Origin of the sequence: Kribbella sp. NPDC051952 (genome assembly GCF_040680855.1) — a bacterium.
Lineage (GTDB): Bacteria > Actinomycetota > Actinomycetes > Propionibacteriales > Kribbellaceae > Kribbella.
This window is the reverse complement of sequence record NZ_JBFAXQ010000041.1, coordinates 25,195-49,057: the sequence shown is the minus strand read 5'-3', so window position 1 is coordinate 49,057 and position 23,863 is coordinate 25,195. Positions and strand designations below refer to the sequence as shown.

The 23,863-nt window shown below is 68.1% G+C and carries 21 protein-coding genes; 10 read left to right on the top strand and 11 right to left on the bottom strand.

All coding sequences use genetic code 11. The features are described 5' to 3' along the window. Positions 1 to 831 (bottom strand): GntR family transcriptional regulator (locus tag AB0L70_RS39440; RefSeq protein WP_363692018.1); only part of this gene is annotated, 831 nt, incomplete at its 3' end. A gap of 157 nt (positions 832 to 988) precedes the next feature. On the opposite strand from AB0L70_RS39440, the gene AB0L70_RS39435 reads away from it, so the two are divergent. Beyond that, complete coding sequence (locus AB0L70_RS39435) at positions 989 to 2,101, top strand: pyridoxal phosphate-dependent aminotransferase (protein ID WP_363692017.1); 1,113 nt, start codon at positions 989 to 991, stop codon at positions 2,099 to 2,101. Here AB0L70_RS39435 and AB0L70_RS39430 read toward each other — a convergent pair. The 5 genes from AB0L70_RS39430 to AB0L70_RS39410 all read right to left on the bottom strand — a co-directional run bounded on the left by AB0L70_RS39430 (position 2,087) and on the right by AB0L70_RS39410 (position 5,844). Next, positions 2,087 to 2,785 (bottom strand): hypothetical protein, encoded by a 699-nt coding sequence (locus tag AB0L70_RS39430; protein ID WP_363692016.1) that lies wholly within the window; start codon positions 2,783 to 2,785, stop codon positions 2,087 to 2,089. The two genes, AB0L70_RS39435 and AB0L70_RS39430, sit on opposite strands and share 15 nt — an antisense overlap. 87 nt (positions 2,786 to 2,872) lie before the next feature. Next, positions 2,873 to 3,805 (bottom strand): GNAT family N-acetyltransferase, encoded by a 933-nt coding sequence (locus AB0L70_RS39425; protein WP_363692015.1) that lies wholly within the window; start codon positions 3,803 to 3,805, stop codon positions 2,873 to 2,875. 9 nt (positions 3,806 to 3,814) lie between these two features. Beyond that, complete coding sequence (locus tag AB0L70_RS39420) at positions 3,815 to 4,261, bottom strand: hypothetical protein (RefSeq protein WP_363692014.1); 447 nt, start codon at positions 4,259 to 4,261, stop codon at positions 3,815 to 3,817. A gap of 6 nt (positions 4,262 to 4,267) precedes the next feature. Continuing rightward, a complete protein-coding gene (locus AB0L70_RS39415; RefSeq protein ID WP_363692013.1) occupies positions 4,268 to 4,891 on the bottom strand; it encodes an alpha/beta hydrolase in 624 nt (207 codons plus the stop codon). After that, positions 4,888 to 5,844: a ring-cleaving dioxygenase gene (locus tag AB0L70_RS39410; protein ID WP_363692012.1), complete on the bottom strand. Its 957-nt coding sequence runs from the start codon at positions 5,842 to 5,844 to the stop codon at positions 4,888 to 4,890. The genes AB0L70_RS39415 and AB0L70_RS39410 overlap by 4 nt, the downstream gene beginning before the upstream one ends. 129 nt (positions 5,845 to 5,973) lie before the next feature. Here AB0L70_RS39410 and AB0L70_RS39405 point away from each other — a divergent pair, with 129 nt between their 5' ends. Continuing rightward, positions 5,974 to 6,579: a hypothetical protein gene (locus AB0L70_RS39405; protein ID WP_363692011.1), complete on the top strand. Its 606-nt coding sequence runs from the start codon at positions 5,974 to 5,976 to the stop codon at positions 6,577 to 6,579. Positions 6,580 to 6,762: 183 nt separating this feature from the next. On the opposite strand, the gene AB0L70_RS39400 is transcribed toward AB0L70_RS39405, so the two are convergent. Beyond that, positions 6,763 to 10,104, bottom strand: coding sequence for a S8 family serine peptidase (locus AB0L70_RS39400; RefSeq protein ID WP_363692010.1), 3,342 nt, complete (start codon positions 10,102 to 10,104; stop codon positions 6,763 to 6,765). 141 nt (positions 10,105 to 10,245) lie between these two features. Here AB0L70_RS39400 and AB0L70_RS39395 point away from each other — a divergent pair, with 141 nt between their 5' ends. From AB0L70_RS39395 to AB0L70_RS39375, 5 genes are all read left to right on the top strand, one after another. Beyond that, positions 10,246 to 11,220, top strand: a complete 975-nt coding sequence (locus AB0L70_RS39395; RefSeq protein WP_363692009.1) for a helix-turn-helix domain-containing protein — start codon at positions 10,246 to 10,248, stop codon at positions 11,218 to 11,220. A 164-nt stretch (positions 11,221 to 11,384) separates the two neighbouring features. Beyond that, entirely contained in the window at positions 11,385 to 12,125 is a 741-nt protein-coding gene (locus tag AB0L70_RS39390) for an ABC transporter ATP-binding protein (protein ID WP_363692008.1), read from the top strand. Then, entirely contained in the window at positions 12,122 to 14,785 is a 2,664-nt protein-coding gene (locus AB0L70_RS39385) for an FtsX-like permease family protein (RefSeq protein WP_363692007.1), read from the top strand. The genes AB0L70_RS39390 and AB0L70_RS39385 overlap by 4 nt, the downstream gene beginning before the upstream one ends. Positions 14,786 to 14,831: 46 nt before the next feature. Next, positions 14,832 to 15,551, top strand: a complete 720-nt coding sequence (locus AB0L70_RS39380; RefSeq protein WP_363692006.1) for a hypothetical protein — start codon at positions 14,832 to 14,834, stop codon at positions 15,549 to 15,551. A 126-nt stretch (positions 15,552 to 15,677) separates the two neighbouring features. After that, a complete protein-coding gene (locus tag AB0L70_RS39375) occupies positions 15,678 to 17,456 on the top strand; it encodes a glycerophosphodiester phosphodiesterase family protein (protein WP_363692005.1) in 1,779 nt (592 codons plus the stop codon). Here the strand turns inward: AB0L70_RS39375 and AB0L70_RS39370 are convergent. Continuing rightward, positions 17,453 to 18,508, bottom strand: coding sequence for a glutamate--cysteine ligase (locus AB0L70_RS39370; RefSeq protein ID WP_363692004.1), 1,056 nt, complete (start codon positions 18,506 to 18,508; stop codon positions 17,453 to 17,455). The genes AB0L70_RS39375 and AB0L70_RS39370 overlap by 4 nt on opposite strands. Positions 18,509 to 18,550: 42 nt before the next feature. Between AB0L70_RS39370 and AB0L70_RS39365 the strand changes: the two genes are divergently transcribed. Further along, the gene (locus tag AB0L70_RS39365; protein ID WP_363692003.1) at positions 18,551 to 19,288 is read left to right on the top strand and encodes a HipA family kinase; all 738 of its coding nucleotides are present in this window, start codon (positions 18,551 to 18,553) and stop codon (positions 19,286 to 19,288) included. Then, positions 19,285 to 19,671 carry a DUF3037 domain-containing protein gene (locus tag AB0L70_RS39360; RefSeq protein WP_363692002.1) on the top strand — a complete coding sequence of 129 codons (387 nt, stop codon included), beginning with the start codon at positions 19,285 to 19,287 and terminating at the stop codon, positions 19,669 to 19,671. Before AB0L70_RS39365 ends, AB0L70_RS39360 begins: the two co-directional genes overlap by 4 nt. Here AB0L70_RS39360 and pgm read toward each other — a convergent pair. Both pgm and AB0L70_RS39350 read right to left on the bottom strand, forming a co-directional pair. Beyond that, positions 19,668 to 21,290 carry a phosphoglucomutase (alpha-D-glucose-1,6-bisphosphate-dependent) gene (pgm, locus tag AB0L70_RS39355; protein WP_363692001.1) on the bottom strand — a complete coding sequence of 541 codons (1,623 nt, stop codon included), beginning with the start codon at positions 21,288 to 21,290 and terminating at the stop codon, positions 19,668 to 19,670. The two genes, AB0L70_RS39360 and pgm, sit on opposite strands and share 4 nt — an antisense overlap. A gap of 53 nt (positions 21,291 to 21,343) precedes the next feature. After that, positions 21,344 to 22,813: a fused MFS/spermidine synthase gene (locus AB0L70_RS39350; RefSeq protein WP_363692000.1), complete on the bottom strand. Its 1,470-nt coding sequence runs from the start codon at positions 22,811 to 22,813 to the stop codon at positions 21,344 to 21,346. 28 nt (positions 22,814 to 22,841) lie between these two features. On the opposite strand from AB0L70_RS39350, the gene AB0L70_RS39345 reads away from it, so the two are divergent. Continuing rightward, positions 22,842 to 23,513 carry a maleylpyruvate isomerase N-terminal domain-containing protein gene (locus AB0L70_RS39345; protein ID WP_363691999.1) on the top strand — a complete coding sequence of 224 codons (672 nt, stop codon included), beginning with the start codon at positions 22,842 to 22,844 and terminating at the stop codon, positions 23,511 to 23,513. Here the strand turns inward: AB0L70_RS39345 and AB0L70_RS39340 are convergent. Continuing rightward, the gene (locus tag AB0L70_RS39340) at positions 23,510 to 23,860 is read right to left on the bottom strand and encodes an MmcQ/YjbR family DNA-binding protein (RefSeq protein ID WP_363691998.1); all 351 of its coding nucleotides are present in this window, start codon (positions 23,858 to 23,860) and stop codon (positions 23,510 to 23,512) included. The two genes, AB0L70_RS39345 and AB0L70_RS39340, sit on opposite strands and share 4 nt — an antisense overlap. Between the last annotated feature and the right edge of the window lie 3 nt (positions 23,861 to 23,863).

Genomic DNA, 23,863 nt, shown 5'->3' with positions numbered 1-23,863 from the left:
GAGACGGTTGCCGCGGTGGGCGGGAAGGACGAAGACGCTTTGGATGTCGGCCGAGTGGCGATCGGTGTCTCCGGGGCGCGGTGCTCGGGCGATGTTGGCCCGGCTGACCGAGGCACTCTTCGAGAGGACCTGGAGAACGTCTTGGCGGACGCGCTCACAGCGCTTGTGCGAAGCGGCCTGGGTGCCGTCGTCGTCCCGGTCACGCAATCGCTCGAAGATCGCTTCCAGCTCCCCGGGCGGACTCGCGATGTCCGGCGAGATCAGCGTGGCCATCCGCAGGACCCGCTCCAGCTCGTCGAGCAGATCCACGATCGCCTTGGCCAGCCGGTTGTTGCCGCTGTAGTTCGCGATGATGGCCTCGAACTCGATCCCGGCCTGCAGCGACTCCTCGAGCCCGACTTCACCGGCCGCGAGCGCGAAGGGCACCTTGGACAGCACCTCGAGCCGCTTGAGCGCCGGCGCCTCGACTCCTCGGCGTGCAGCCGCAGCGGCGGCCTCGCCGCACAGAAGTGTCCGCAGCGCGCACAGATCGTCCGTGTCCTGGAGCGTGATCGGGCTGACGACGTACCCCGCCCGCGGAAGCGCGTTGACGAGCCCGTCACGCCGCAACCGGGCGAGCGCCTCTCGCACCGGCGTCTTGCTGATGCGCCATTGCTGCGCGAGCGACGTCTCGGTGAAACTGCTCCCTGGCGACAGCGTCAGGTCGATGATCTGGCGCCTGATCGCCCGATAGGCCTGACTGGTGCGGTCGAGGCCACTTTCCTCGCTGCCAACCAGCAGCAGTGCGGGGACGTGCGGCGTTCCACGGATGACGGAATGGATATCGAGCACCATTTGAGCGTATCACCGAGCGGAGTTGATACAGCAGACTCGCCGTACGCAGGTGTCTTAAGATGTTTATCTTGTCTTTTGATATCTCAACGGATAAACTCTGCCTGTGCAGCGATCATGGACTCCCACCGTGCGCGACCTCCCGACCATGGGGGCGATGAGCGCGCGCGACCGCGCGGCCAGGAGCACCGGCAGCGGAGTCAAGGTTCTCCCGCTGGTGGGAGCTCCCGTCCTTCCGATGCCGGCGCATGTGCGGCAGGCGGTCGCGGACGCGATGGACCAGCCCGACCCACGCAACAGCCGCGGCCTCCCCGAACTGCGGACCGCGATCGCGGCCGAACTCGAGCGCGATCACCGCCTCCACGTCGACCCCGATCGCCGGCTGCTCATCACCCACGGCGCGATGCACGGCCTGTCTCTGGTCCTGCGCACGATGCTCGCTCCGGGCGACGAGGTCATCGTGCCCGCGCCGACCTTCTTCTTCGACGGCCTCCTGCGCGAATGCGGTGCGACGCCACGCTACGTCCCGTCCCGCGCGGAGGACGGCTGGGCGCTCGATCCCGCCGAGTTGGAGGCCGCAGTCACACCGGACAGCCGCGCGATCCTCCTCTGCAACCCGAACAACCCGACCGGTTACCTACCCGACGCCGCGACCGTCGCAGCGATCGTCGACATCGCCGCGCGCCACCGACTGCTCGTCATCTCCGACGACTCCTGGCAGCACTTCACGTACGACGGCCGTCCCTATCAGCCCGTGGAGGCCTTCGCCGATCGCTGGCCGCACATCGTCACGATCACGAGCCTCAGCAAGTACTACGCCCTCGCGACCTGGCGGCTCGGGTACGTCGTTGCGCCGCCGCCGATCGTCGACGCACTCGAACGCCGCCTCCAGTGGGAAGCCGTCAATTGCGGAACAGTTCCACAACGGGCCGCGGTCGCGGCCCTGACCGGACCACGCGACTGGCTCGACCAGGCGCTCTCGACGTACCAGGTCAAGCGCGACCTCGTCTGCGACGGCATCGCGGCAAGCGGCCTGCCCGCGCCCGTCCGACCTGCCGCCGGCGCCTTCCTACTCGTCGACTGTTCCCGCCTCGGTCGCACACCGGCCGAGATCGACCGCACTCTCCTGCGCCACGGCATCACCACGATCCGCGGTGCGGACATGCACGCCCCCGAGACCCACGTCCGGCTCACCTTCGGCTCGTCCGAGCAAGTCCTTACCGAACTTGTCGACGCGCTGACCCAGGCCTGCCGCTCAGTGCCCCAGTAGGCCGACGGCGAAGGAGACGACCAGGACGGAGAGCATCAGGGCCGAGACGGACTCGACGGCCATCAGCAGCTTGGCCCGGACGCTCAACGGCATGGTGTCGGTCGGGCTGAACGCCGACGAGTTGGTCACGGACACGTACAGGTAGTCGATGAATCCTGGTGCCCACCCGGACTTGGCCGACGACCGCTTCGCGACTTCGCTGATCGCGTCGTGGTCCTCGTCCTGCGGGAAGCGGAAGTCGGCGTCGGGCAACCCCGGCCGGTCGACGCGGAACCGCGTGACGGGACCGCCGCGGTCGAGCTCCCAGTACGCGAGCGCGAAGACGAGAACGTTCGTCAGCCACACCTGGCCGGCGGCTGCGAGCAACTGCCCACCGGCCGTCGCCTCGCCGATGACCAGCGACCGGATCAGCAGCACGAGCGCGGTCGTGTTGGACAACGCGATCAGCAGCACGAGCCCGATCGACAGCCGCCGCAGCAGCCGGTTCTGTCTGCTCATCCGGCGCGGGTTGGCCAGGACCAACGGGATGAACAGCAGCAACTCGAGCCCCGGGATCACGAACCGTGGCCCGATCTGGAGAGCGCTCGGCAGTACGGCGTACAGCCCGATCGCCACCATCACCCCGATGGCGGCCGGTAACCGGGGCTCCCCCGGATGCGCCTGTCTCCCCTTCTCATCAGCCATGCGAGTCACCCTGACACACCCCGGCACGACCTTGTCGTAGCAGGCAGCTGAGTCGGCGCAGCAGGCAGCTGAGTCGGCGCAGCAGGCTCAGAAGTCGATGCGCATGACGGCTCGGCGGTTGCCCGGGCGGCTCACCTCGGCGAAGCCGGCGTCGGCGAACATCGCGAGCGTGCCGACGGACCCGCCGTCCACGAAGTCCGGGTAGCCCTCGACTGCGCGGGCACCGCCTTCACGGGCGAACCCGACGGTTGCGCGGGCGAGCGCGCGGCTGATGCCCCGCCGCCGGTAGCCGGCGCGGGTGACGAAGCAGGTCACCGCCCAGACCGTGGTGTCGGTCTTGTCCTCGCTACGGCCCAGCCAGGGGACGCGGAAGTCGCGGAGCAGCCTCGGGTGGTCGGCCCTCGGTGCGACGGCGCACCAGCCGACCGGCTCGCCATCGAGGTACGCGACCAGACCGCTCGTCGCGCGTGCCTTCCCGTTTCCGCAGGCGGTCTGGTCGCGGAGGCGGGCGGCAAGCTCTTCGGGACCTTCAGATGCCCAGGACTCCTTGGGCAGCATCCGGAACCGCTGGCACCAGCACCGCCCGGTGTCAGTGCTCGCACCGAAGACCGCTTGCAGGTCCTCCCACTCCGCCTGATTGGCCGGGACGATCGTGAGCTGCTCGTCTGTGACCGGCTCCCGCGAACGCCTCGGGCGAGCAACCGGCGTGCGCTTGGCCTTCTGCTGCCGGGGTTGCGCGTCAAAGGTGAGGCGAACGTCTACCTCGTCCCCTGCGTCCAGTCCGGCCGGCTTGCGTACGGCGTCCTTCAGCGGGAGCAGGTAGGCACCATCCTTCGGCCACAGCGTCGTCCTCCACTCGGTCCCGCCGAGCTGGGCGCGGATCGGGAGCGTCCCCCAGCCGTAGCTCGCGGCCGAAGCCGCCGCCCGCAGCGCGGCAGTCTCCTCCTCGGGCACCGGAACGAAGTAGTACGGCGCCGGCCCGCGCCACTCGATCAACTCGCCGCTGAACTCCAGCTCCATGACCAGATGCTAGGGGGCGTTCCGGTCCTCGATGGCCTTCACGGTCTTCGCGAACGCCTTCGTCAAGACACTCCGGCCAAGGATCCCGACGAACAGCCCGAGCAGCCGCCCTTGCAGATTCTTGCCCTCCCGCACGACAGTCACATCCACCGCGGTCGTCCCGTCAGGCTGCCGCGTGAAGTCGTAGGTGTGCCCCGATCGTCCACCCCAGATGTTCGAGTCCGTCGTGGTCAGCACGACGTGCTCAGGATCGGACCAGTCGTACCGAAGCCGTTCCCAGATCCCCGACGACCCCTCGGTGACGTCGGCCTCATGGTCCCCGCGCGAGTGCACCACCAGATAGTCGTCCGTACTGTTCCCGAACAACTCCCCTCGCCCCGGCCCGAAATCGGTGAGGCCGGCAATGAACTGCTCGGGTGTCGCAGTCGTCGTCGCGTGCAAATGAATCGTCGGCATGCGTGCTCAGCCTTCGTTCTCGAGGAACTTCTTGACGTCGGGCAGCTGGTTCAGGTCGATCGTGTGGCCGCCGTCGAACGAGAGGGTCTTGACGGTGGCGCCGTGCCGGCGGAGGTGGGCGGACAGGGTTTGGGTTTGGGCCGGCGTGGCCATGGGGTCTTGGTTGCCGTTGACGATCAGGACTCGTTTGCCGGTCACCGCGGGGCCGTCGGGATCGTCGTACTGGAAGGGCACCATGGCGGCGAGGAGGACCGCGCCGACCAGCGACTCCGGGTGGCGGAGGAGTAACGCGGAGGCGATGTTGGCGCCGTTGGAGAAACCGATCGCCATCCACGAGCCAGGGAATACGCCGTACTCCTGCTCGGCTGCCGTCAGGAACGCGGCGAGCTCGTCCGCGCGCTCCCGGAGGTCGTCCTCGTCGAACACGCCTTCGCGCACCCGCCGGAAGAACCGCGGCATCCCGTTCTCCAGCACGGTCCCGCGTGGTGCGAGCACTGGCGCATCGGGGGCCAGGTGCTCGCGCAGCCCGAGCAGGTCGTACTCGTTCCCGCCGGTGCCATGCAGCAGCAACAGCGGCGGACTACCGGTCCCGGGCTCCCACACGTGCGGCCGCTCGAGCGCGGTATTCACTCGGGGTCAGCCGTGGTCAGGGTCGGCAGCGACGCCTCGATCTGCTCGCGGTCCGGTTCGAGCCACGGCGGCAACTTGAGGTGCCGGCCGAGCTCCAACAGCGGTTCGTCTACGGTGAACCCGGGTTGGTCGGTCGCGATCTCGAGGAGTACGCCGCCCGGCTCCCGGAAGTAGATCGAGGTGAAGTACTGCCGGTCGAGGATCTCGGTGACCTGGATCCCGGCGGCGAGCAACTCCTCGCGCCAACGGACCTGCGTCTCGTGGTCCGGAGCCCGGAACGCGACGTGGTGCACCGTCCCGGCCGACTGCAGCCCTCGATCGTCCTTACTCGGTACGACGTCCACCGCCGTACCGTCCTGCCCACCCGACATCACGAACCGCGTCCGGTCGGTGGTGTTGTGGCCGTACTCCATGCTCAGCATCCCGGCGAGCATCTCCGCCGTCGGGTCGAGTTGTTGCTCGGTCATCGTGATCGAGTACAGCCCGCGGATCGCGTTCTCGGCCGGTACGGCGGCAGCCCCGTCCCACCCGGATCGGGAATCACCGTCCGAGGCGACCAGTTCGATCACCAACCCGTCCGGGTCGCGGAGCCGCAGTACCTCCTCGTCCGACTGGGCGAACGGGTCGTCCGCATCGACCCCCAGGTCTTTCAGCCGCCGCTGCCACCACCCGAGCGCCTCCGGCGGGATGCTGAACGCGGTCGCCGTGGTCAGCCCGGTCCCCTGCCGGCCCGCTTTTACGCCCGGCCAGGGAAAGAAGGTCAAGAGCGTGGACGGCTTCCCCGACTCGTCGCCGTAGTACAGGTGATAAGTGTCCGGCGCGTCGAAGTTGACAGTCCGCTTGACCAACCGCAGCCCCAGCACGGTGGTATAGAAATCGACGTTCCGCTGCGGGTCCTCGGCAATCGCTGTGACGTGATGAAGCCCGTGCGGTGCAACGCTGGCGTCCGACATCGCTGCTCCCCTTTCGCTGCGGCGTGCTCCTTGTCGGCAGCATAGGTCCGCGCCGCCGGGACGGATACGGCGAAGGGAGCGTGCCGGGTCGGCGTGCGAGGCAACCTCTTGTCAGGCACCATGGAGCGCGTGACCACGCCCAATCCGCGCCGACCGATCCTGCCGGGCAACAAGCTGTTCGAGTCGCTGCCCGGAGCCTCCGACCCGGCGGCCGTGACCGAGGTCGCGCACCGGACCGCCGAGCTGCTGGTGCGTGGCGTCCGCAACTCCGAGGACGCCGAGGTGCATGCGCGGGTGGTCAAGCTCGCCGACGACTACGGCCTGGACGAGCTTGCGGAGCTCTGGTCCGACGCGCCGGCCGATTCACTGCCGGGGTCGTTGTGGCGGCTGTATCTGCTGCGGTCGTGGGTGCATACCAACGCCGAAGAGGTATCCCGGGAGTTCGCGGCGGGACGCAAGTACGCCGAGGTGCATGCGGTGATCGCGGGTGTCGCCGAGCCGCCCGGACCGACCGAGGTGCGGGACATGGTCGACGCCGTCCTGCGGGGTGTCGCGACCGGGGATTTCGCCACGACGCTGGACCGGGCGGCCGCGTTCGCACGGATCGTCGCGACCGGCCGGGCACACCTCGCGGACGACGGTCACGACCGGGTGCTGTCGGCGTCGAAGCTGGTCGAAATGGCGGACCAGCTGCAGGCCGCGGCGCGCTCCGAACGCGCCGGACACCTCTGGTAGTTGCGCGCCTGGCGATCGGGTGTTATAGCGTCTCGGGGCCCGAGATCCTCACAGGACAAGGGGTTTGAGCGCCGGTTATACTGTTCAAGGTGTCGGGCCGGTGCAAGCCCCGGGTCCCAAAATTAGCCGCTACGAGCGGCCACGCGCCGTGAGGCGCTTCCCGGTCCGACACCTCAAACTCTCCTAGCGAACGCCGTAGAAGTGCGTCAGCGTCTGGGTCACCGATTTCCCGTGCGAGTCGGTCAGTTCGACCTTCAACGTGACGAAACTGGTCGCCCTCAGGTTGTTGACCAGAGCCACGGCCTTCGTGCCGAGGTTCACGGTCGGGACGGACGTCCAGGTCGTGCCGTCGTCGTACGAGGCTGACACCCGGGCCGAGGTGAAGGCGCCCGGCTTGTACCACTGGCCGGACTGCGCGGTGATGCTGATCGGGAAGAGCGGGACCCGCGGCGCGCGGTCGTTGAGATCCACGGCCAGGTCGTAGTCCGGGAAGAGCAGCGGCAACGGCTTACCCGCGTCGGCGGACGAGCTCTTCCACTTCCACCGGGTCTCGACGTTCGACGGCGACTCCCACTTGTAGTCGCCGCGCTGCCACCGGTTCAGGTCGTAGACCAGCTCGAGATTCGTCGGGGCCGCCGGCACGTCCCAGACGCCCTGGCCGTACCACCCGTACTCCCCCAGCGACACTCCGTTCGCGAGCAGCTCTGTCCCACCAAGATCAAGGAACCCCTGCCGCGAGAAGTGGCCCGGCTCGGTGTCGGACCAGCTGGCGAAGTTGCTCCAGACCGTGTTCCCGTCCCGCGCCGCCGGGATGAACTTCTGCCCGGTCGTCTGATCCGTCACCAGCCCCGGCCGCAATCCCGCCTTGAACCAGCTCTCGCTGTGCCGGCTGCCGGGCTTGTACGCCGTGGCCGTCGACGTCATGAGGGTTGCGAACGACCAGCTCATCGCATCCGCGTGCCCGACCATCTGGGCCACCTTGGTGTTCCGCTCGGCCGTAACCAGGTGCTGCACCCGGGTCGGCGCGGCAACGGTGCCCCGGTCGCCGGTCGGGATCAGGTTGATACTCCACGGTCGCCACACGTCGAGGTACTCCGAGTAGCTGTAGGGCTTCCCCGGTGTGTAGTACGTCGCGTCGATCGTCGCGAGGTCGCGGTCCCGGACCCGATGCTCCGGCTTGCCCTTGATCTGCTGCTCGTGCGTGAACGCCAGGCTGTAGAGGTACGGCGACGTCGCACCGGCCGGCGATCCGTACTGCCAGCCCTCGACCACCTCGAAGATCCCGCGACGCGCCTTCGGCGTCGTGCCGAGGTAGATCGACTTCACCTGGGTGCCGTAGCTCCGGCTCGAGGAGAGGATCCAGTTGTCGACAATCCGACCATAGGTCAGGCTCCCGCCCTTCCGCGCGGTCGGGCGCTGGGTCGTGACCGTCGCCTCGGCCGCCTTCCGGGCGTCGTACGTGATCGTGGTGTCCTTCGTCAGCGTGATCTCCGGATCGCCGAGGAACGCGTACGAGTCGACGAACCCGTTGGCGCCGTCGTGGGCGATCGACGCGGCCAGCGAGTACGTGCCCGCGCGCAGGTGCAGCGTCCGGTCCGTGCCGTCGAAGCCGACGCGCTGCGCGGCGATGCTGTCGAGGTCGAACACATCGAGCGAGCTGATCGACGAAGCAGGCTGTCCGTCCCGGTCGATCAGCTTGAAGGTGACGTCGACGTACTGCGGCTCGAGGTAGAAGCCGAGCGGCGTCACCACGGTCCGTCCGTCCTTGCCGGTAGCAACCACCCGTGCGCTGATCGCGCCGTACAGGCCGTAGTCGAGGGCAACGGACGGGTCGACGGTCATCGGCAGATCGGCGGTGCCACCTGCCGGGACAGTGAGTGAGGTAGCGCCGAAGCTGATCAGGGTGGAAGGCAACGGCTTCCCGTTGTTGCCGCGGGCATCGGTTGCGAACGTCAGCGTGACCGGCTGGTCACCGCTGTTGCGGTAAGTGAGCGGCTTGGTGACCTTGCCGGCCGGAGTGTGCGGCCAGGCGAAGGTGCCGAGATCCACCGTGCCCGGTCCGGTCACCTGCTGCGTGACCGCCTGGGCGACGTTGAGCTCGCCGGCGCCCTGCTCGTAGATGCCGACCTTGCTCTCCGAGCGGACCGAGTTCTGCAAGGCTCCCTTCAGCTGCTGACCGTCCCAGTCCGGGTGCTGCTGCTTCAGGATCGCCGCCGCGCCGGCCACGTGCGGTGTCGCCATCGAGGTGCCACTCATGTCGACGTACGCCGAATCGCCGCGACCGCCCGCCCGTGCCGCCGTGATGTCCACGCCTGGCCCCGCGATGTCGGGCTTGACCGCGTGGTTGGTCATCACCGGGCCACGGCTGGAGAAGTCCGCGGTGGTCTGGGTCAGGTCGGTCGCCGCGACCGTCATCGCCGATGCGGCGCAGCCCGGGCTGCTGATCGCCTCCGCGGGTCCACCGAGGTTGCCGGCAGCAACCACGAACAGGACTCCGGACGCCGCGCTGAGCTGGTCGACCGCGGCCGCCATCGGGTCGGTGCAGTCGACAGGTTCCGACGTACCGATGCTCATGCTGATCACGTCGGCGCCCTCGGCAACGGCCCACTCCATGCCGGCGATGATCCAGGAGAGATCACCGTTGCCGAAGTCGTTCAGGACCTTGCCGGACAACAGTTGCGCGCCCGGCGCGACGCCCTTGTTGCGGCCGTTGGACGCGACGCCGCGACCGGCGACGGTCGACGACGTGTGCGTGCCGTGGCCGTCGTGGTCGGCGACATCGGGGCTGTCGGTGAAGTTCTGCTGGGCCTTGACCGCGCCGACCAGGTCCGGGTGCTCCGCGTCGACACCCGAGTCGAGGACGGCGACCGTCGTACCGGTTCCGTCGTACCCGGCCGCCCAGGCTTGTGGGGCACCGACGTACGGGACGCTTTGGTCGAGGGTCTTGTAGACCTTCGCGTCGAGCCAGATCTTCTGGACGTCACGCCCGGTCGAGAGTGCCTGCCAGGTGTCGTGGGCGCGGGCCTTGTCGGTCCGCAGTGCGCTCGCGCCGACGGACGAGAGGGTCCGGACGCGCGTCGATCCGGCGGGTACGGCCTGCTGTGCGGCCCTCGCCGTCGGCTTGTACGTCGTGATGACCGGGAGCTGGTCGGTGGACGCGTCGTCGTACCCCTGCCGGATCAGGCCGCTGACGTTGAAGAGCGCCTGGTCGACTTTCCCATTGTTGACAAAGCGCGCCGCGCTGTCGGGTACGACGTACAGGTCCTTGCCGACTGTCCGCGTCTCGTAACCGGCGTGGGCCTCGTCGGCGGGGACGAACCGCACGTTGCTGCGGCCGGAGCCGGCCGGGCTGACCTGCACCTTGTCGCCGGTGAGGAGCGTGACGACCTTCGCGCTGTCGACCTGCACGGGCAGGGTCGGTTGGCTGGTCGGTGGGGGCGGGGCCGCGGTGGCCGGGGCGAGAGCGGTCACGGCGACGAGGGCGGTAACGGTCGCGCCGATCAAGGCTTTACGGGCCAGATGCATGGGGAGAACCACCTTCGGGACGGTTGACCGGTAGTTCACCGCAAAACCGCCAGCGAAGGACCGGTATCTCCTGGCAAGATTGCGACAATTCGCCAACCCGCCAGGGTCCGCCCACTACCCCGCCGCCTGCTGGGAGGCATCGTGCTCGACGTGCTCGGACTGGATGACTCCGAAGAACTCGTGTACCGCGCCCTCGTCGAGGTGCCGTCGTACGACGCCGCCGAACTGGCGACCCGACTCGGCTGGCACCCGGTCGAGGCGACGCGCGCCCTGACCGCACTGGAGACGCTGGGCCTGGCCGCTCGCTCCAGCGGCGGCGACGAGCGCTACGTCGCGTCACCGCCGTCCGTCGCGCTCGCGGCGCTGGCCGTGCAGCGTGAGGAGGAGCTGCGGCGGGCACAACGCGAGATCGAGGCACTGGCAGAGGTCTATCGCGGCACGGATACCGAGCGTTCGGTCAGCGATGTGGTGGACGTCGTCCGCGGAGCCAAGGCGGTGGGGCAACGATTCGCGCAGCTGCAGATGTCGGCCCGCGAGGAGGTGCTCGGGTTCGTCAAGGCCGAGGTCGCCGTGGTCCCGCCGGAGGAGAACAAGGAGGAGGACGCCGCGGTCACGCGTGGAGTCCGCTACCGGGTCATGATCGAGCGGAGTGCGTTCGATCGACCAGGGTTCTTCGCGGCCGCGTCCGATTCCCTGAAGGCCGGCGAAGAGGTCCGCGTGGTCCAGGAACTCCCGCTGCGGCTCCTGATCGTGGACCGGCGGATTGCGCTCGTACCGCTGCTCTCCGGTGCCGGCAGCAGCATCGGCGCCCTGATCGTCCACAGCAGCGGCATGCTCGACGCGTTGCTCGCCCTGTTCGACCGGGTCTGGCGTGACGGTCTGCCGCTCGTCCTGGGCACGGACGGGGTGGCCGAGGGTACGTCGGACGGGCTGCCGGAACTCGACTCCCGCATCCTGGGCCTGCTCCTCGCGGGCCTCACCGACCAGGCCATCGCGAACCAGCTCAACCTGTCCATGCGCACTGTGCAGCGACGCGTCAGAGCACTGATGGATCTCGTCTCCGCCGACACCCGCCTCCAACTAGGCTTCCACGCCGCCCGCCGCGGCTGGCTCTGAAGACAGCTGGTTCTGAAGACGGCTGGTTCTGAAGACGGCCGGCCCTGATACCAGGGTCGAGCCGGGGGCATCCCCCTACCGGTGCGGTCCGAACGCGCGCAGACTCGGTAGAAGTTCCAGATCGGTCTCGGGGGGCCGCTGATCAGCCAGGGAGGGCGATCGGCATGGAGGGAACGCTCACTGACGTCGTACACGCGGAGGACGTGGTACGCGTCTACGGCGAGGGTGACACCGCAGTGCACGCGTTGCGCAGTGTGAGTGTGCAGATCGAACCAGGACAACTCACCGCGGTGATGGGACCGTCCGGCTCGGGCAAGTCGACGCTGATGCACATCCTGGCCGGGCTGGACCGTCCGACGTCGGGATCGGTGCGGATCGACGGCATCGAGATCACCACGTTGGGTGACGACGCACTCACCAAGCTGCGCCGCAAGCACATCGGCTTCATCTTCCAGTTCTTCAACCTGCTGCCGATGCTCACGGCCCGCGACAACATCGTGCTGCCGCTGACGATCGCCGGCGAGAAGCCGGATCAGAAGTTCTTCGACGGACTGGTCGAACGGGTCGGACTCGCGGACCGCCTCGAGCACCGACCGGCCGAGCTATCGGGCGGTCAGCAACAGCGGGTCGCAATCGCCCGTGCCTTGGTGTCGCGGCCGACTGTGGTGTTCGCGGACGAGCCGACCGGCAACCTCGACTCCCGCACCAGCGGCGAGATCCTCGCGCTGATGCGTTCGTCGGTGGACGAGTACGGCCAGACCACGGTGATGGTCACGCACGACGCCAAGGCGGCTGCGATGGCCGACCGGGTGCTGTACCTGGCCGACGGCGAGATCGTGAAGGAGACCGGCCGGTCCAACCAGCACGAGATCCTGCAGATCATCGACACTCTCGACCTGCAATGATCAAGTTCGCGTTGCAGGGCTTGCTGGCCCGCAAGCTCCGTACGGCGCTGACCGCGATCGGCGTCGTCCTCGGAGTGGCACTGATCTCCGGCACCTATGTGCTGACCGACTCGATCACGTCCGCGTTCGACTCGATCTTCACCGAGAACTACAAGAACACCGACGCTGCGATCACCGGGAAGAACGCGCTCGACCCGGGCGAGGCCGACGACGGAGCGGTGGCGGCTCCGCCGTTCGATGCCGCCCTGCTGGCGAAGATCCGCGAACTTCCCGAGGTCGGCGCGGCCGGCGGTGCGGTGGCCGGCGAGGCGCAGTTGATCGGCAAGGACGGCAAGTCGATCGTGTTCGGGGGTGCTCCGAACCTTGCCTTCAGCGTCGATCCCGCTCTGCCGCAGTTCAACTCGCTCACCCTGGTCTCCGGTGGTTGGCCGGCCGCGAACGAGGTCGTGATCGACACGCATACCGCGCAGGAGAAGGGATTCGCGGCCGGTGACACGATCCGCGTCCAGGCCCGCGGCGCCGCCGAACCGATGCGGATCTCCGGGCTGGTCGAGTTCGGGGCGGTGTCGTCGATCGGTGGGGCGACCCTGGCCGGGTTCGGGTTGGACACGAGCCAGCGACTCCTCGACAAGCCCGGCAAACTCGACCAGATCCTGATCGCGAAGAAGGACGGGACCAGCGAGCAGCAACTGCTCGACGCCGTACGGCGGGTTCTGCCGGAAGGAACCCAGGTCCGGTCGGCCGCAGATCAGGCTGAGCAGGACGCGGCCGGGACCAGCAGCTTCACGAGCTTCTTGCAGACCTTCCTGCTGGTGTTCGGTGGGATCGCCTTGTTCGTCGGCTCGTTCGTGATCGCCAACTCGCTGTCGATCACGATCGCCCAGCGGACCCGCGAGTTCGCCACGCTCCGAACCCTGGGTGCGTCTCGCCGCCAGATCCTCGGCACGGTGGTGCTGGAGGCATTGGTGACCGGGTTCGTCGCGGCCGTGGCCGGGCTGTTCTTCGGCCTCGCGATCGCGACCGGGCTCTTCAAACTCTTCGACGCCGTTGGATTCACGCTGCCCAACAACGGGCTGGTCTTCCGGACCCGGACGATCGTGGTCGCACTGGTTGTCGGCGTACTGGTCACTGTGCTGGCGAGTCTGCGGCCGGCGTGGCGGGCGACGCGCGTACCTCCGATCGCGGCGGTTCGTGAAGGCGCGACGCTCGCGCCCGGTCGGTTGAATCGGTTCCGCCCGGTTGGTGCTGCGCTGTTGGCCGTCGCGGGGATCGCGTTGGTGCTGGTCGGATTGTTTGCGGACGGATTGTCGACAAGCGCATTGTTGTCGCTGCTCGGGGCCGGCGTGCTGTTGCTGTTCATCGGGATCGCCTTGTTCTCCGCGCGTCTGGTGCGACCGCTCGCGGCCGTGTCCGATCCCATCGCGCGCTGGTCGGTCGTCGTACTGACTGCTCTGGTCTGGCCGTTCTTCCTGGTTCCGCTCTGGGCGGTACGGCGTCTGTTCGGGCGACGGACCGAGTTCCCCCGGATCCTGCCCGATGGGCCGGCGGTGGCGATCGGCGGGCAGAACAGCCGGCGGGATCCGCACCGGACCGCGTCGACCGCGGCCGCGCTGATGATCGGGTTGGCGTTGGTCACACTGGTCGCAACTCTCGGCGCAGGACTCATCAAGCCGTTCGAGCAAGCGGTCGACGGAATCTTCAGCGCCGACTACGCGATCACCGCGCAGAACAACTTCAGCCCGCTGCCGCCCACGGTCGCGGCCGCCGTGGCAAAGGCTCCTGAGGTCGAATCTCTCACCAGCGTGCGCGGCGGACAGGCGAAGGCCTTCGACAAGACGATCACGATCACCGCCGTCGACAACAACGCGCCCAATCTGCTCAGGTTCGACTGGCGATCCGGTTCGCAGGCGTCACTCGGCGAACTCGGGGCCGACGGTGCGATCGTCGACGCCGAGTACGCCGACAACCACGCGCTCACGCAGGGATCGAAGTTCGCCCTGCAGACGGCGACCGGGAAGACCTTGCAGCTCACGGTCCGTGGCGTGTTCCGCCCGCCGGCCGGCGGGTCGCCGTTCGGAAACGTGACGATCTCGACCGCGACCTTCGACGCGACCAGCACGCAGCCGTTGAACGTCTACTCGTTCGTGAAGGCACGTGGCGGCGTGACGACGGAGAACACCGCTGCTTTGACGACCGCGCTGAGCGGCTTCCCGAACGCCAAGGCGATGACGCGGGACGAGTTCAAGAAGTCCCAGACCGACGGCGTGAAGAGCGTTCTGAACGTGCTCTACGTGCTGCTGGCGTTGTCCGTCCTCGTCAGTCTGTTCGGCATCGTCAACACCCTGGTCCTGACGGTCTTCGAGCGAACCCGCGAACTCGGCATGCTGCGCGCGATCGGCCTGACCCGCGGTCAGGTGAAGCGGATGATCCGGCAAGAGAGCGTGATCACCGCACTGATCGGCGCGGTGATCGGGATCGTCCTCGGCCTGGTTCTCGCATCGCTGCTGGCCGCCCGGCTGGACGAGATCACGTTCACCGTCCCGACCGGCCAACTGGCGATCTTCGCGGTGGTCTCGGTCGTGGTCGGCATCTTCGCCGCCATCTGGCCGGCCCGTCGAGCCGCCCGCCTGGATCCCCTCCAAGCGCTCCAGTACGAGTAGTTCTACGCACGTGACGTGATCCCGGGCGGTGTTAGCTTCGCTCGCTGTGAAGCGAATCGCCGCCCTGGCCGTCATCCTCGTGCTCACTGGCTGTTCGACCGTTGAGTCGAAGGACATCCGCACCAGTGGGATGACCGCCGGTCTCATAGTCACCTTGCCCGAAGCAACCGACGCCGCAGAGGTGAGCGCCACCCTCCGGGTCGGCACACTCACCTTCGTTGAACTCGGCAACGGTGAGGAGCTCACCGCCTCGGGTGGCGGCAAGGATGTGTCCTTGCGACATCACCGAGCAGCCGGGGTCACCAACTACACCAATCGCCTGGACGGTGTGGTCGCAGCGGGAACCGAGATCACCTTCAACCTCAAGCGCGGCGGGGCCGACGACTCGGCACCGACCTCGACGGTGAAGCTGCCCGAACGAGTCCGGCTGGTCGCACCCGCGGCCGGTACGACGGTCTCGCGCCGGCGCGACCTCGTCGTACGGTTCGACAGCGAACCGTCCCGGCAGCCGTCGGTCCTCACCTGGGCCGGCGAGTGCGTGCAGGAAGGTAGCCTCGAGCTGGAGCCCGGTCGGACCACCGCGACCATTGCCCGTGGCTCGATCAGGCAAGTGACGACCACGCCGACCCCGGGCAAGGATCTCTCCCGGTGTCCGATCCAGGTCACGGTTACTCGCCGTACCGAAGGAAAGCTCGATCCCGCCTTCAAGGACGGCTCGGTGACGGCGGAATCGCGCTCGACCCGGCAGATCAACTCCGTTCCGTAGTCGTCCGGCGACACGCGGCGGTCACCGGTCGGCCTTGTGTCGGCTACCTTCACGAAGGAACAGGTATTCCTGCGGCAGCCAGCCTCGGGGACATCCGCCCATACCCCTCCGGAAGGAACCCCTCCCATGCGACGCCTTCCTCGCGTGTTGCTTCCGCTTGCCGTCGTAGCGGGGCTGCTGGTCCCGGCGACCCCTGCTGTGGCGAAACGCGGTGACTTCGACATCCAGGCCCACCGTGGTGGTCTCGGCCTCACCGTGGAGAGCACGATCGCGTCGTTCTCGCACGGGCTCCAGCTCGGTGTCAGCACGCTGGAGCTCGACGTCCAGATCACCCAGGACGGGTACGCCGTCGTCACCCACGACCGCCAGGTCACCGGGAGCAAGTGCCGCGACACCGCGCCCTACACGCCGAACGACCCCGAGTACCCGTACGTCGGGAAGTTCATCAACACGCTGACCCTCAAGCAGGTCAAGCAGCTCGACTGCGGTTCGCTGCCGCAGTCCGGCTTCCCCGGCCAGCAACCCGACCCGGGCGCCCGGATGCCGGAGCTGCGCGACATCTTCGCGCTCGTGCACCGCTACCACGCGCATGACGTGAAGCTGAACGTCGAGACCAAGGTCGAGGCCGGTGCGCCGACCGAGACCGCGCCGCGCGAGCAGTTCGTCCAGGTGGTCGCCCGCGAGATTCGCAAGGCCGGTATCGCCCGCCAGGTGACGATCCAGAGCTTCGACTGGGGTTCGCTGATGCGGATGCATCAGGTGATGCCGGAGCTGCCGCTGGTCGCGCTCGACAACTACGACTTCCTGCAGGTCGGCAAGCCCGGCAAGTCGCCGTGGCTCGGCGGTATCGACATCGACGACTTCGGCGGTGACCCGATCAGGGCGGTGAGGTCGTTCGGCGCATCCGCGATCTCACCGGTGCAGGGCTTCCCGCAGGGCGGGAAGATCACCGACCCGGACTTCCGGCCGTACTTCACCAAGGCCACCGTGAAGGCCGCGCACAAGGCCGGGCTGAAGGTCATTCCGTGGACGGTCGACGATCCGGCGACGATGCGGTGGCTGATCGACCAGGGCGTCGACGGGATCATCAGCGACTACCCGGATCGGGTGCGCGACGTCGTACGGTCCGAGGGTTTCCGGCTGCCGCAGTCGTACGACGCTCCCGCCGTACGGGCGTTGTCGTCGGCGCATGCGCACAACGACTACGACCACCGGCGCCCGCTGCTGGACGCGTTGGACCGTGGCTTCAACAGTGTCGAGGCGGATGTCTGGTTGATCGACGGTGAACTGCGAGTCGCGCATGACCAGGACGCCGCCGTACCGGGCCGGAACCTGGAGAGCCTGTACCTGAAGCCACTGGCCGACCGGATCCGGGCGAACCACGGGCAGGTGTACCAGCACGGTCGCGACTTCCAGTTGCTGATCGACATCAAGAGCGACGGACCAACGACGTACGCCGCGATCGACAAGGCGCTGCAGAAGTACCGGGGCATCAGCACGGTCTTCGTGAACGGGCACGTCCGCAAGGGCGCGGTGACCTCGGTGATCAGCGGCAACCGGCCCCTCGACGTACTGAAGGCACAGAAGATCCGGTACGCCGGTTACGACGGCCGGCTGACTGATCTGCAGTCCGGAATGCCCGCGTCGCTGATGCCGCTGGTGAGCGACAACTGGTCGAACGTCTTCACGTGGCGCGGTATCGGTCCGATGCCGGAGGCCGAGCGGTCCAAGCTCCACGACATCGTGGTGTCGGCGCACCACTCCGGCTATAAGGTGCGCTTCTGGGAGACGCCCGACACCGCGGGCGCGGCTCGCGAGGCTGTGTGGCGCGAGCTGGCCGCAGTCGGGGTCGACTACCTCAACACCGACGACCTGCACGGTCTGGAGGACTTCCTCCGCGGCTAAGGCGTGATTTCCGTGAGGGCGAGGACATCCACGCCCTCACGGAAAGCCTTGCGCTGCTTGACCGCGCCGTTGCCGTCAACCAGTGCGCGCTGGATGCCTGCGTCCACCAACTCCACTGCGTCCAGCTCCTGCAGCGCAGACCCGACGTGTTGACACAAACCCTTGAGCACGTCGGCCATGGGAAGCGATTCGGCAGTGAGAACGTCCAGTCCACGCGCAGTGACACCGTCGCGGGCGGCCAACCAGTAGGCCGCGCGCAGCACTTCAGGCTCCAAGGTCGGTCCCTTCGAGCCGTCCTCCAACGCAGTCATCACCAGCGCCCGGACGAGCGTGGCCAGCAACACTGTCTCGTCGACGGTCAGCGGTACGTCGCTGACCCGCACCTCCACGGTCGGCAGGTGTGAGGACGGCCGGACGTCCCAATAGACCATCCGTTCGTCGATCAGCGTGTCTGCGGCCAGATGCATTGCCACCAAGGCGTCGAAGTGCTCGACCGACTCCAGGTACGGCGGCGGACCGGAGCACGGCCACCGGGTCGTCATCAACCATCGCCAGCTCGCGAAGCCGGAGTCCTGCTGCAGATAGATCGGTGAATTCGCCGTGAGCGCGAGCAGGGCCGGCAGCCAAGGCCGCAAATGGTTGCCGACCCGGATGGCCGCGTCCTTGTCGGGCACGTCGACATGGACATGGCAGCCACACACGCCCTGCTCGCGAGCCAGCAGCCCCCACTTCTTCTCCAGCTCCTGGTAGCGCGGCTTCTTCGTGATCGGCTGGGCCGCGGCGCCGTGCGGGAGGACCCCGATCGCCAGAAGCCGAGCGCCGGCCTCCGCTGCCGACTGCGCGAGCTTGGTGCGCATGTCTGACAAGTGTCCGCGCAGCTCGATCGGCGTCTCACAGACCGGCGTGTTGATCTCGACCATGGCCTGGGTCAGCTCGAACTCGACGTCGAGTTCCGCGACGCCGGCTACGACCGCCTTGCTGCGTGGGAGTGGATGACCAGTGGCGGAAACGAGCAGCAGCTCTTCCTCCACGCCGAACGAAGGATGCCTCACCCTCGGACGGTACCCGCGGACAAACCGGTTAGGCTCTGGCGCGTGAGTCTGCCGACTGTTATCGCCACCAGATATGTGCTGCCGCTGCGTGAGGGCGGGTCGCTGCCTGGTGTTGTCGAAGGCAACGATCTCGGCACCTACGTGATCAAGTTCCACGGCGCCGGGCAGGGTCCGAAGGCGCTCGTCGCCGAAGTGATCGTCGGCGAACTGTTCCGCCGCCTCGGCCTGCGCGTGCCCGAGCTCAAGCTGATCCAGCTCGATCCGGCCATCGGCAAGTCCGAGCCGGACTTCGAGATCCAGGAACTGCTGATCCGCAGCGCGGGCCTGAACCTGGCCGTCGACTTCCTGCCCGGCTCCTTCGGGTACGACGGTTCGGCCGGCAACCCCGGTGACGAGGCGATGGCCCGGATCCTCTGGCTGGACGCGTTCGTCGCAAACGTCGACCGGTCCTGGCGGAACACGAACATGCTGGTGTGGCACAAGAATCTCTGGCTGATCGACCACGGAGCCGCGTTGTACTTCCATCACTCCTGGATGTCCGCGGAGAAGTTCGCCGGCCTCCCGTACGACGCGTCGGACCACGTGTTCTCGGTCGCGATTCCCGGCGTACCGGCTGTGGATGCTGAGCTGGCCGCGGCGGTCACCCCGGAGTTGCTGACCGAGGTGATCGGGCTGGTGCCGGACGAGTGGCTCGAGGACGGGGATCGGGAGCGGTATCTCGGCCACCTGACCGCACGGCTCGAAGGCCGGTCCGCCTGGCTGCCTGGCGGTGCCAAGTGAGCTCAGACCTGGTTCCGTTCGATTACGTCATCCTGCGTGCGGCACCGCGCATTCAGCGCGGTGAGTTCGTCAACGTGGGCGCGGTGCTCTACTGCCGCGCGATGGACTTCCTGGGCGCGGCCTGGGATGTGGATCCGGCCCGGCTGCGGGCACTCGACCCGGCGGTCGACGTGGACGTGGTGTGTGCGGCGCTCGAGCAGATCCGGGCGATCTGTGCGGGTGAAGAGGCCGGCGGACCGGCTGCGACCACCCGGATCGGTGAGCGGTTCCGGTGGCTGGCTGCGCCGCGCAGCACCGTCGTACACCCCGGACCGATCCACAGCGGGCTCACCAACGACCCCGCCGCGGACCTGGACCGGTTGCTCGACGCCTTCGTGCGTTAGCCGAGGGCCTCCGACACGACCTCGCGGGCCTGGACGAAGACCTGCTCCAGGTGGTCGGCGCCCTTGAAGGACTCGCCGTAGATCTTGTAGAGGTCCTCGGTGCCGGACGGGCGAGCCGCGAACCACGCCGACTCGGTGGTGACCTTCAGTCCACCGATCGCGGCACCGTTACCCGGTGCGCTCGTCAGCCGGTCCACGATCGGCTCGCCGGCCAGCTCGGTCGCAGTGACCGCGTCCGCGGACAGGGCCGCCAGCTTGGCCTTCTGCTCGCGCGTGGCCGGCGCGTCGACCCGTGAGTACGCCGATGCGCCGAACCGCTCGACCAGCTTCGCGTGAGCCTGTGACGGCGTCTCCCCGGTCACTGCGGTGATTTCACTGGCCAGCAACGCCAGCAGGATGCCGTCCTTGTCCGTCGTCCACACCGAGCCGTCGAAGCGCAGGAAGCTCGCTCCGGCCGACTCCTCGCCGCCGAAGCCGACCGAACCGTCGATCAGTCCCGGTACGAACCACTTGAAGCCGACCGGGACCTCCCACAGTCGACGGCCCAGGTCCGCGACCACGCGGTCGATCAGGGACGAGGACACCAGGGTCTTGCCGACGGCGACGTCCGTACCCCATTGGCGGTTGGCGAACAGGTAGGAGATCGCGACGGCCAGGTAGTGGTTCGGGTTCATCAGGCCGGCGTCCGGGGTGACGATGCCGTGCCGGTCCGCGTCCGCGTCGTTGCCGGTGGCGACGTCGTACTTGTCCCGTTGCGCGACCAGCGAGGCCATCGCGTACGGCGAGGAGCAGTCCATCCGGATCTTGCCGTCGTGGTCCAGCGTCATGAATGACCAGGTCGGGTCGACGAGCGGGTTCACCACGGTCAGGTCCAGGCCGTGCCGCTCGCCGATCGCGGACCAGTAGTCCACACTCGCGCCGCCGAGCGGGTCGGCGCCGATCTTCACCCCGGCGGACCGGATAGCGTCCAGGTTGATCACCGCGGGCAGGTCGTCGACGTAGTGCCCGACGAAGTCGTACTCCCCCGCGTGCTGACGGGCCTGCTCGAACGGCTTCCGGCGTACGTCGCGATTGCCGGCGGCGATCAGCTCGTTCGCCCGGGCCGCGATCCAGCCGGTCGCGTCGGAGTCGGCCGGGCCACCGTGCGGCGGGTTGTACTTAATGCCGCCGTCGCGGGGCGGGTTGTGCGACGGGGTGATGACGATGCCGTCCGCACCGGCGCCGGCACCCCGGTTGAGCCGCAGGATCGCGTGCGACACGGCAGGGGTCGGCGTGAGCCGGTCCGCGCTGTCCACCAGGGTCTGTACGTCGTTGCCCGCGAGCACCTCGAGCACTGTGCGCCAGGCGGGCTCGGACAGGCCATGGCTGTCCCGGCCGACCAGGAGTGGGCCGGAGGTCCCTTCACCGGCCCGGTACTCACAGATGGCCTGGGTGATGGCCAGGATGTGCGCCTCGTTGAAGGCACCGTCCAGACTCGAGCCGCGGTGGCCCGACGTACCGAAGACGACCTTCTGGGCGGGATTCGCCACGTCCGGCGTGATGTCGTCGTACGCCGAGAGCAGTGCGTCGATGTCGACGAGGTCCTCGGGCTGAGCGGGCTGGCCTGCGCGTGAGTGCATGCCCTCATGCAACAAGCCCAAGCGTCAGATCACAACTCCCCGAGAGCTGTGTCTCAGCTCCGGTACGGCGTCAGCAGTTGATCGACCGGCGCGTAGTCATCGGTGAGCACCGGCGCGTTACCGACGAACCCGGTCAGGTCGTCGCGCACGTCGTTGCCCGGGGCCGGCTTGATCGCGGCCACGTCGATCGGCCGGTCCGAGCCGATCAGGACCAGGTTGCCGCCGCCCTTCTCCGCGAACTCGTCCGGGCGTGCGATCACCGCGACGTGGGCGAACTCCGCTTGCAGGGTCCTGATCTCGGCCTTGGCGAACAGTTCCCGGCCGTAGTCGATCACGTTGACCAGGTACACACCGTCCGGCCGCAGCACCCGCCGTACGTCCGCGACCAGCTCCCGCGTGGTCAGGTGCCAGGGCACGGACAGTCCGCTGAACGCATCCATGACGACGAGATCCCTGCTGTCCGTCGCCTCGTCCCGGACCCCGAGCCGGCCGTCCTGGACCGTGACCGCGAGATCCGGACCGGTCCGCACTCCGAGCTCCTTCTTGTCCAGCTCGACGACAGCCCCGTCGATCTCGTACACCTGGTTCTTGCTGCCGGGACGGGTAGCCGTCAGGTAGCGCGGCATCGTCAGCCCGCCACCACCCACGTGCAGCGCGTCCACAGGCTTTCCGGCCGGCCACGTGGCGTTGATCGCGGCGACGAAGTTCTTGATGTAGGTGAACTCCAGGTAGGTCGGGTCATTCAGGTCGACGTACGAGTGCCTGAGCTGGTCCAGGTACAGCGTCCGTCCGCCGTCCCGGCCTGGATCCGCCACCACCTTCGCGCAGTGGTACGCCGTTTCGACCTCACAGGGCCGTGGTGCGACCAGAGTCAACGTCGCACCGATCAGCGCCAGCGCCACCGGCTTCACAGCCGCCTGTGCACCGCGCAGTACGACGGTCAGCACAGCGCCGGCCACCACCAGCAGTCCGCCGAGCGTGAGCACGATCCCGCTGATCGGCGTCTCGGCCACGAACACGAACCCGGTCAGCACCGTGCCCACGATCCCGCCGACCGTCGCGTACGCGGACAGCCGACCGACTACGGTGCCGGTCTGGGCCAGGTTGCCGAGACGTAGCTTCGTCACCATCGGTGTCACGGCCGCGAGCAAAGCGGCCGGGATGAACAGCGTCACCGCGAGCACCAGGAAAACCAGGTCCGTCGAGCCGCCGCGGACGGCCTCGCCGGTCCAGCGGACAACCGGCAGCACCAGCATCACCAGTGCGCCCGCGAACAGCATCAGCGGACCCAGCGTCCGGCTCGGCGGGACTGTGTCCGCGAACCGCCCGCCCAGCGCGGCCCCGGTCGCGATCGCAGCCAGTGCAACCCCGATGACCGCAGTGTTCGTTTCCAGCGTCAGTCCGATGTATGGCGCGACCAGTCGCAGCGAGACGAGCTCCAGCACCATCACGGCGGCGGAACTGCCGAAGGCGAGCGCAATCGCCAGCCGCTGACCAACCGGCCCGCCCTCACCCTTGCTCATTGCGTGAGCCTACCGGTGCAATGAGAACGTGATAGACGCGAAAACCAGCGCTGACCTGTACCGCGCTAACCGGGAGCGAGTGAGCAAAGCGGTCGTGGGGCTGGACCCCGCCGACCTGGACCGGCAGGTGCCCGCCTGCCCGCAGTGGAGTGTGCACAACCTGGTGTCACACCTCAGCGGAGCGGCCGTCGACTTCGGCGCAGGCAACCTGGCCGGCGCCCCGCTACCGCCGTGGACCGCCGTCCAGGTCCAGGCCCGTCAGAACCTGCCGATCGACGCCGTACTGGCCGAGTGGGCGACTGCCGGGCCTGCCCTGGAGCGGCTGATCCTGAGCGGCACCACGTCCCACCCGTTCGTCTGCAACCCGTACGTCGACGGTGCCGTTCATGAGGCGGACCTGCATGGCGCGGTCGGGACAGGGCGACCACCTGTCGAAGCCTGGCTCGCCGCACTGGACTGGATGCTGTCGGACGCCGACGGCCCCCTCACGGTGATCACACCCGACGGCACCTTCCGGGCCGGCTCCGACGAACCAGTCGCCACCGTGCACACCTCGTCGTACGAATTCTTCCGCGCGCTCTTCGGGCGCCGCAGTCCCGAGCAGATCCAGAAGTGGGACTGGGAATCACCCGAGCATGCCGCGCTGTGGAGCGTGGAGCTTGCCCGGCTCCCCCAGACCCCGAAGGACCTGACCGACTAGTCCAGTCGCGCGGCCAGGGTCTTGGGGGCGATGTGCCGGAACGCGCCCTCGACCAGGTCCTCGAAGTGATCCCAGTCGACCTCGACGTCCAGGTAGACGCCGAGCCAGCCGCGATGACCGACGTACGGCGGCCGGAAGAAGTGCTCGGGGTCGTCCTCGACCAGTGACTCCTGCACGCCGGGCGGTGCGGCCATCCACACCGCAACCCGGTCGTCATGGTGCTGATCGGCGTACATGACGAACGTCTTCTTGTCCCGCACGAACCAGGTCGGCTCACCGTGACTCGGCCGCTCGGTCGTCTCGGGCATCGCCAGGCAGAGCGTGCGTACGCGTTCCAGAACGTCCATCGC

Coding starts and splice junctions, on each gene's coding strand:
- AB0L70_RS39385 (WP_363692007.1), top strand. CDS start 12,122: ATGATCAAGTTCGCGTTGCAGGGCTTGCTGGCCCGCAAGCTCCGTACG.
- AB0L70_RS39390 (WP_363692008.1), top strand. CDS start 11,385: ATGGAGGGAACGCTCACTGACGTCGTACACGCGGAGGACGTGGTACGC.
- AB0L70_RS39410 (WP_363692012.1), bottom strand. CDS start 5,844: ATGTCGGACGCCAGCGTTGCACCGCACGGGCTTCATCACGTCACAGCG.
- AB0L70_RS39430 (WP_363692016.1), bottom strand. CDS start 2,785: ATGGCTGATGAGAAGGGGAGACAGGCGCATCCGGGGGAGCCCCGGTTA.
- AB0L70_RS39400 (WP_363692010.1), bottom strand. CDS start 10,104: ATGCATCTGGCCCGTAAAGCCTTGATCGGCGCGACCGTTACCGCCCTC.
- AB0L70_RS39435 (WP_363692017.1), top strand. CDS start 989: ATGAGCGCGCGCGACCGCGCGGCCAGGAGCACCGGCAGCGGAGTCAAG.
- pgm (WP_363692001.1), bottom strand. CDS start 21,290: ATGCACTCACGCGCAGGCCAGCCCGCTCAGCCCGAGGACCTCGTCGAC.
- AB0L70_RS39420 (WP_363692014.1), bottom strand. CDS start 4,261: ATGCCGACGATTCATTTGCACGCGACGACGACTGCGACACCCGAGCAG.
- AB0L70_RS39350 (WP_363692000.1), bottom strand. CDS start 22,813: ATGAGCAAGGGTGAGGGCGGGCCGGTTGGTCAGCGGCTGGCGATTGCG.
- AB0L70_RS39375 (WP_363692005.1), top strand. CDS start 15,678: ATGCGACGCCTTCCTCGCGTGTTGCTTCCGCTTGCCGTCGTAGCGGGG.
- AB0L70_RS39340 (WP_363691998.1), bottom strand. CDS start 23,860: ATGGACGTTCTGGAACGCGTACGCACGCTCTGCCTGGCGATGCCCGAG.
- AB0L70_RS39425 (WP_363692015.1), bottom strand. CDS start 3,805: ATGGAGCTGGAGTTCAGCGGCGAGTTGATCGAGTGGCGCGGGCCGGCG.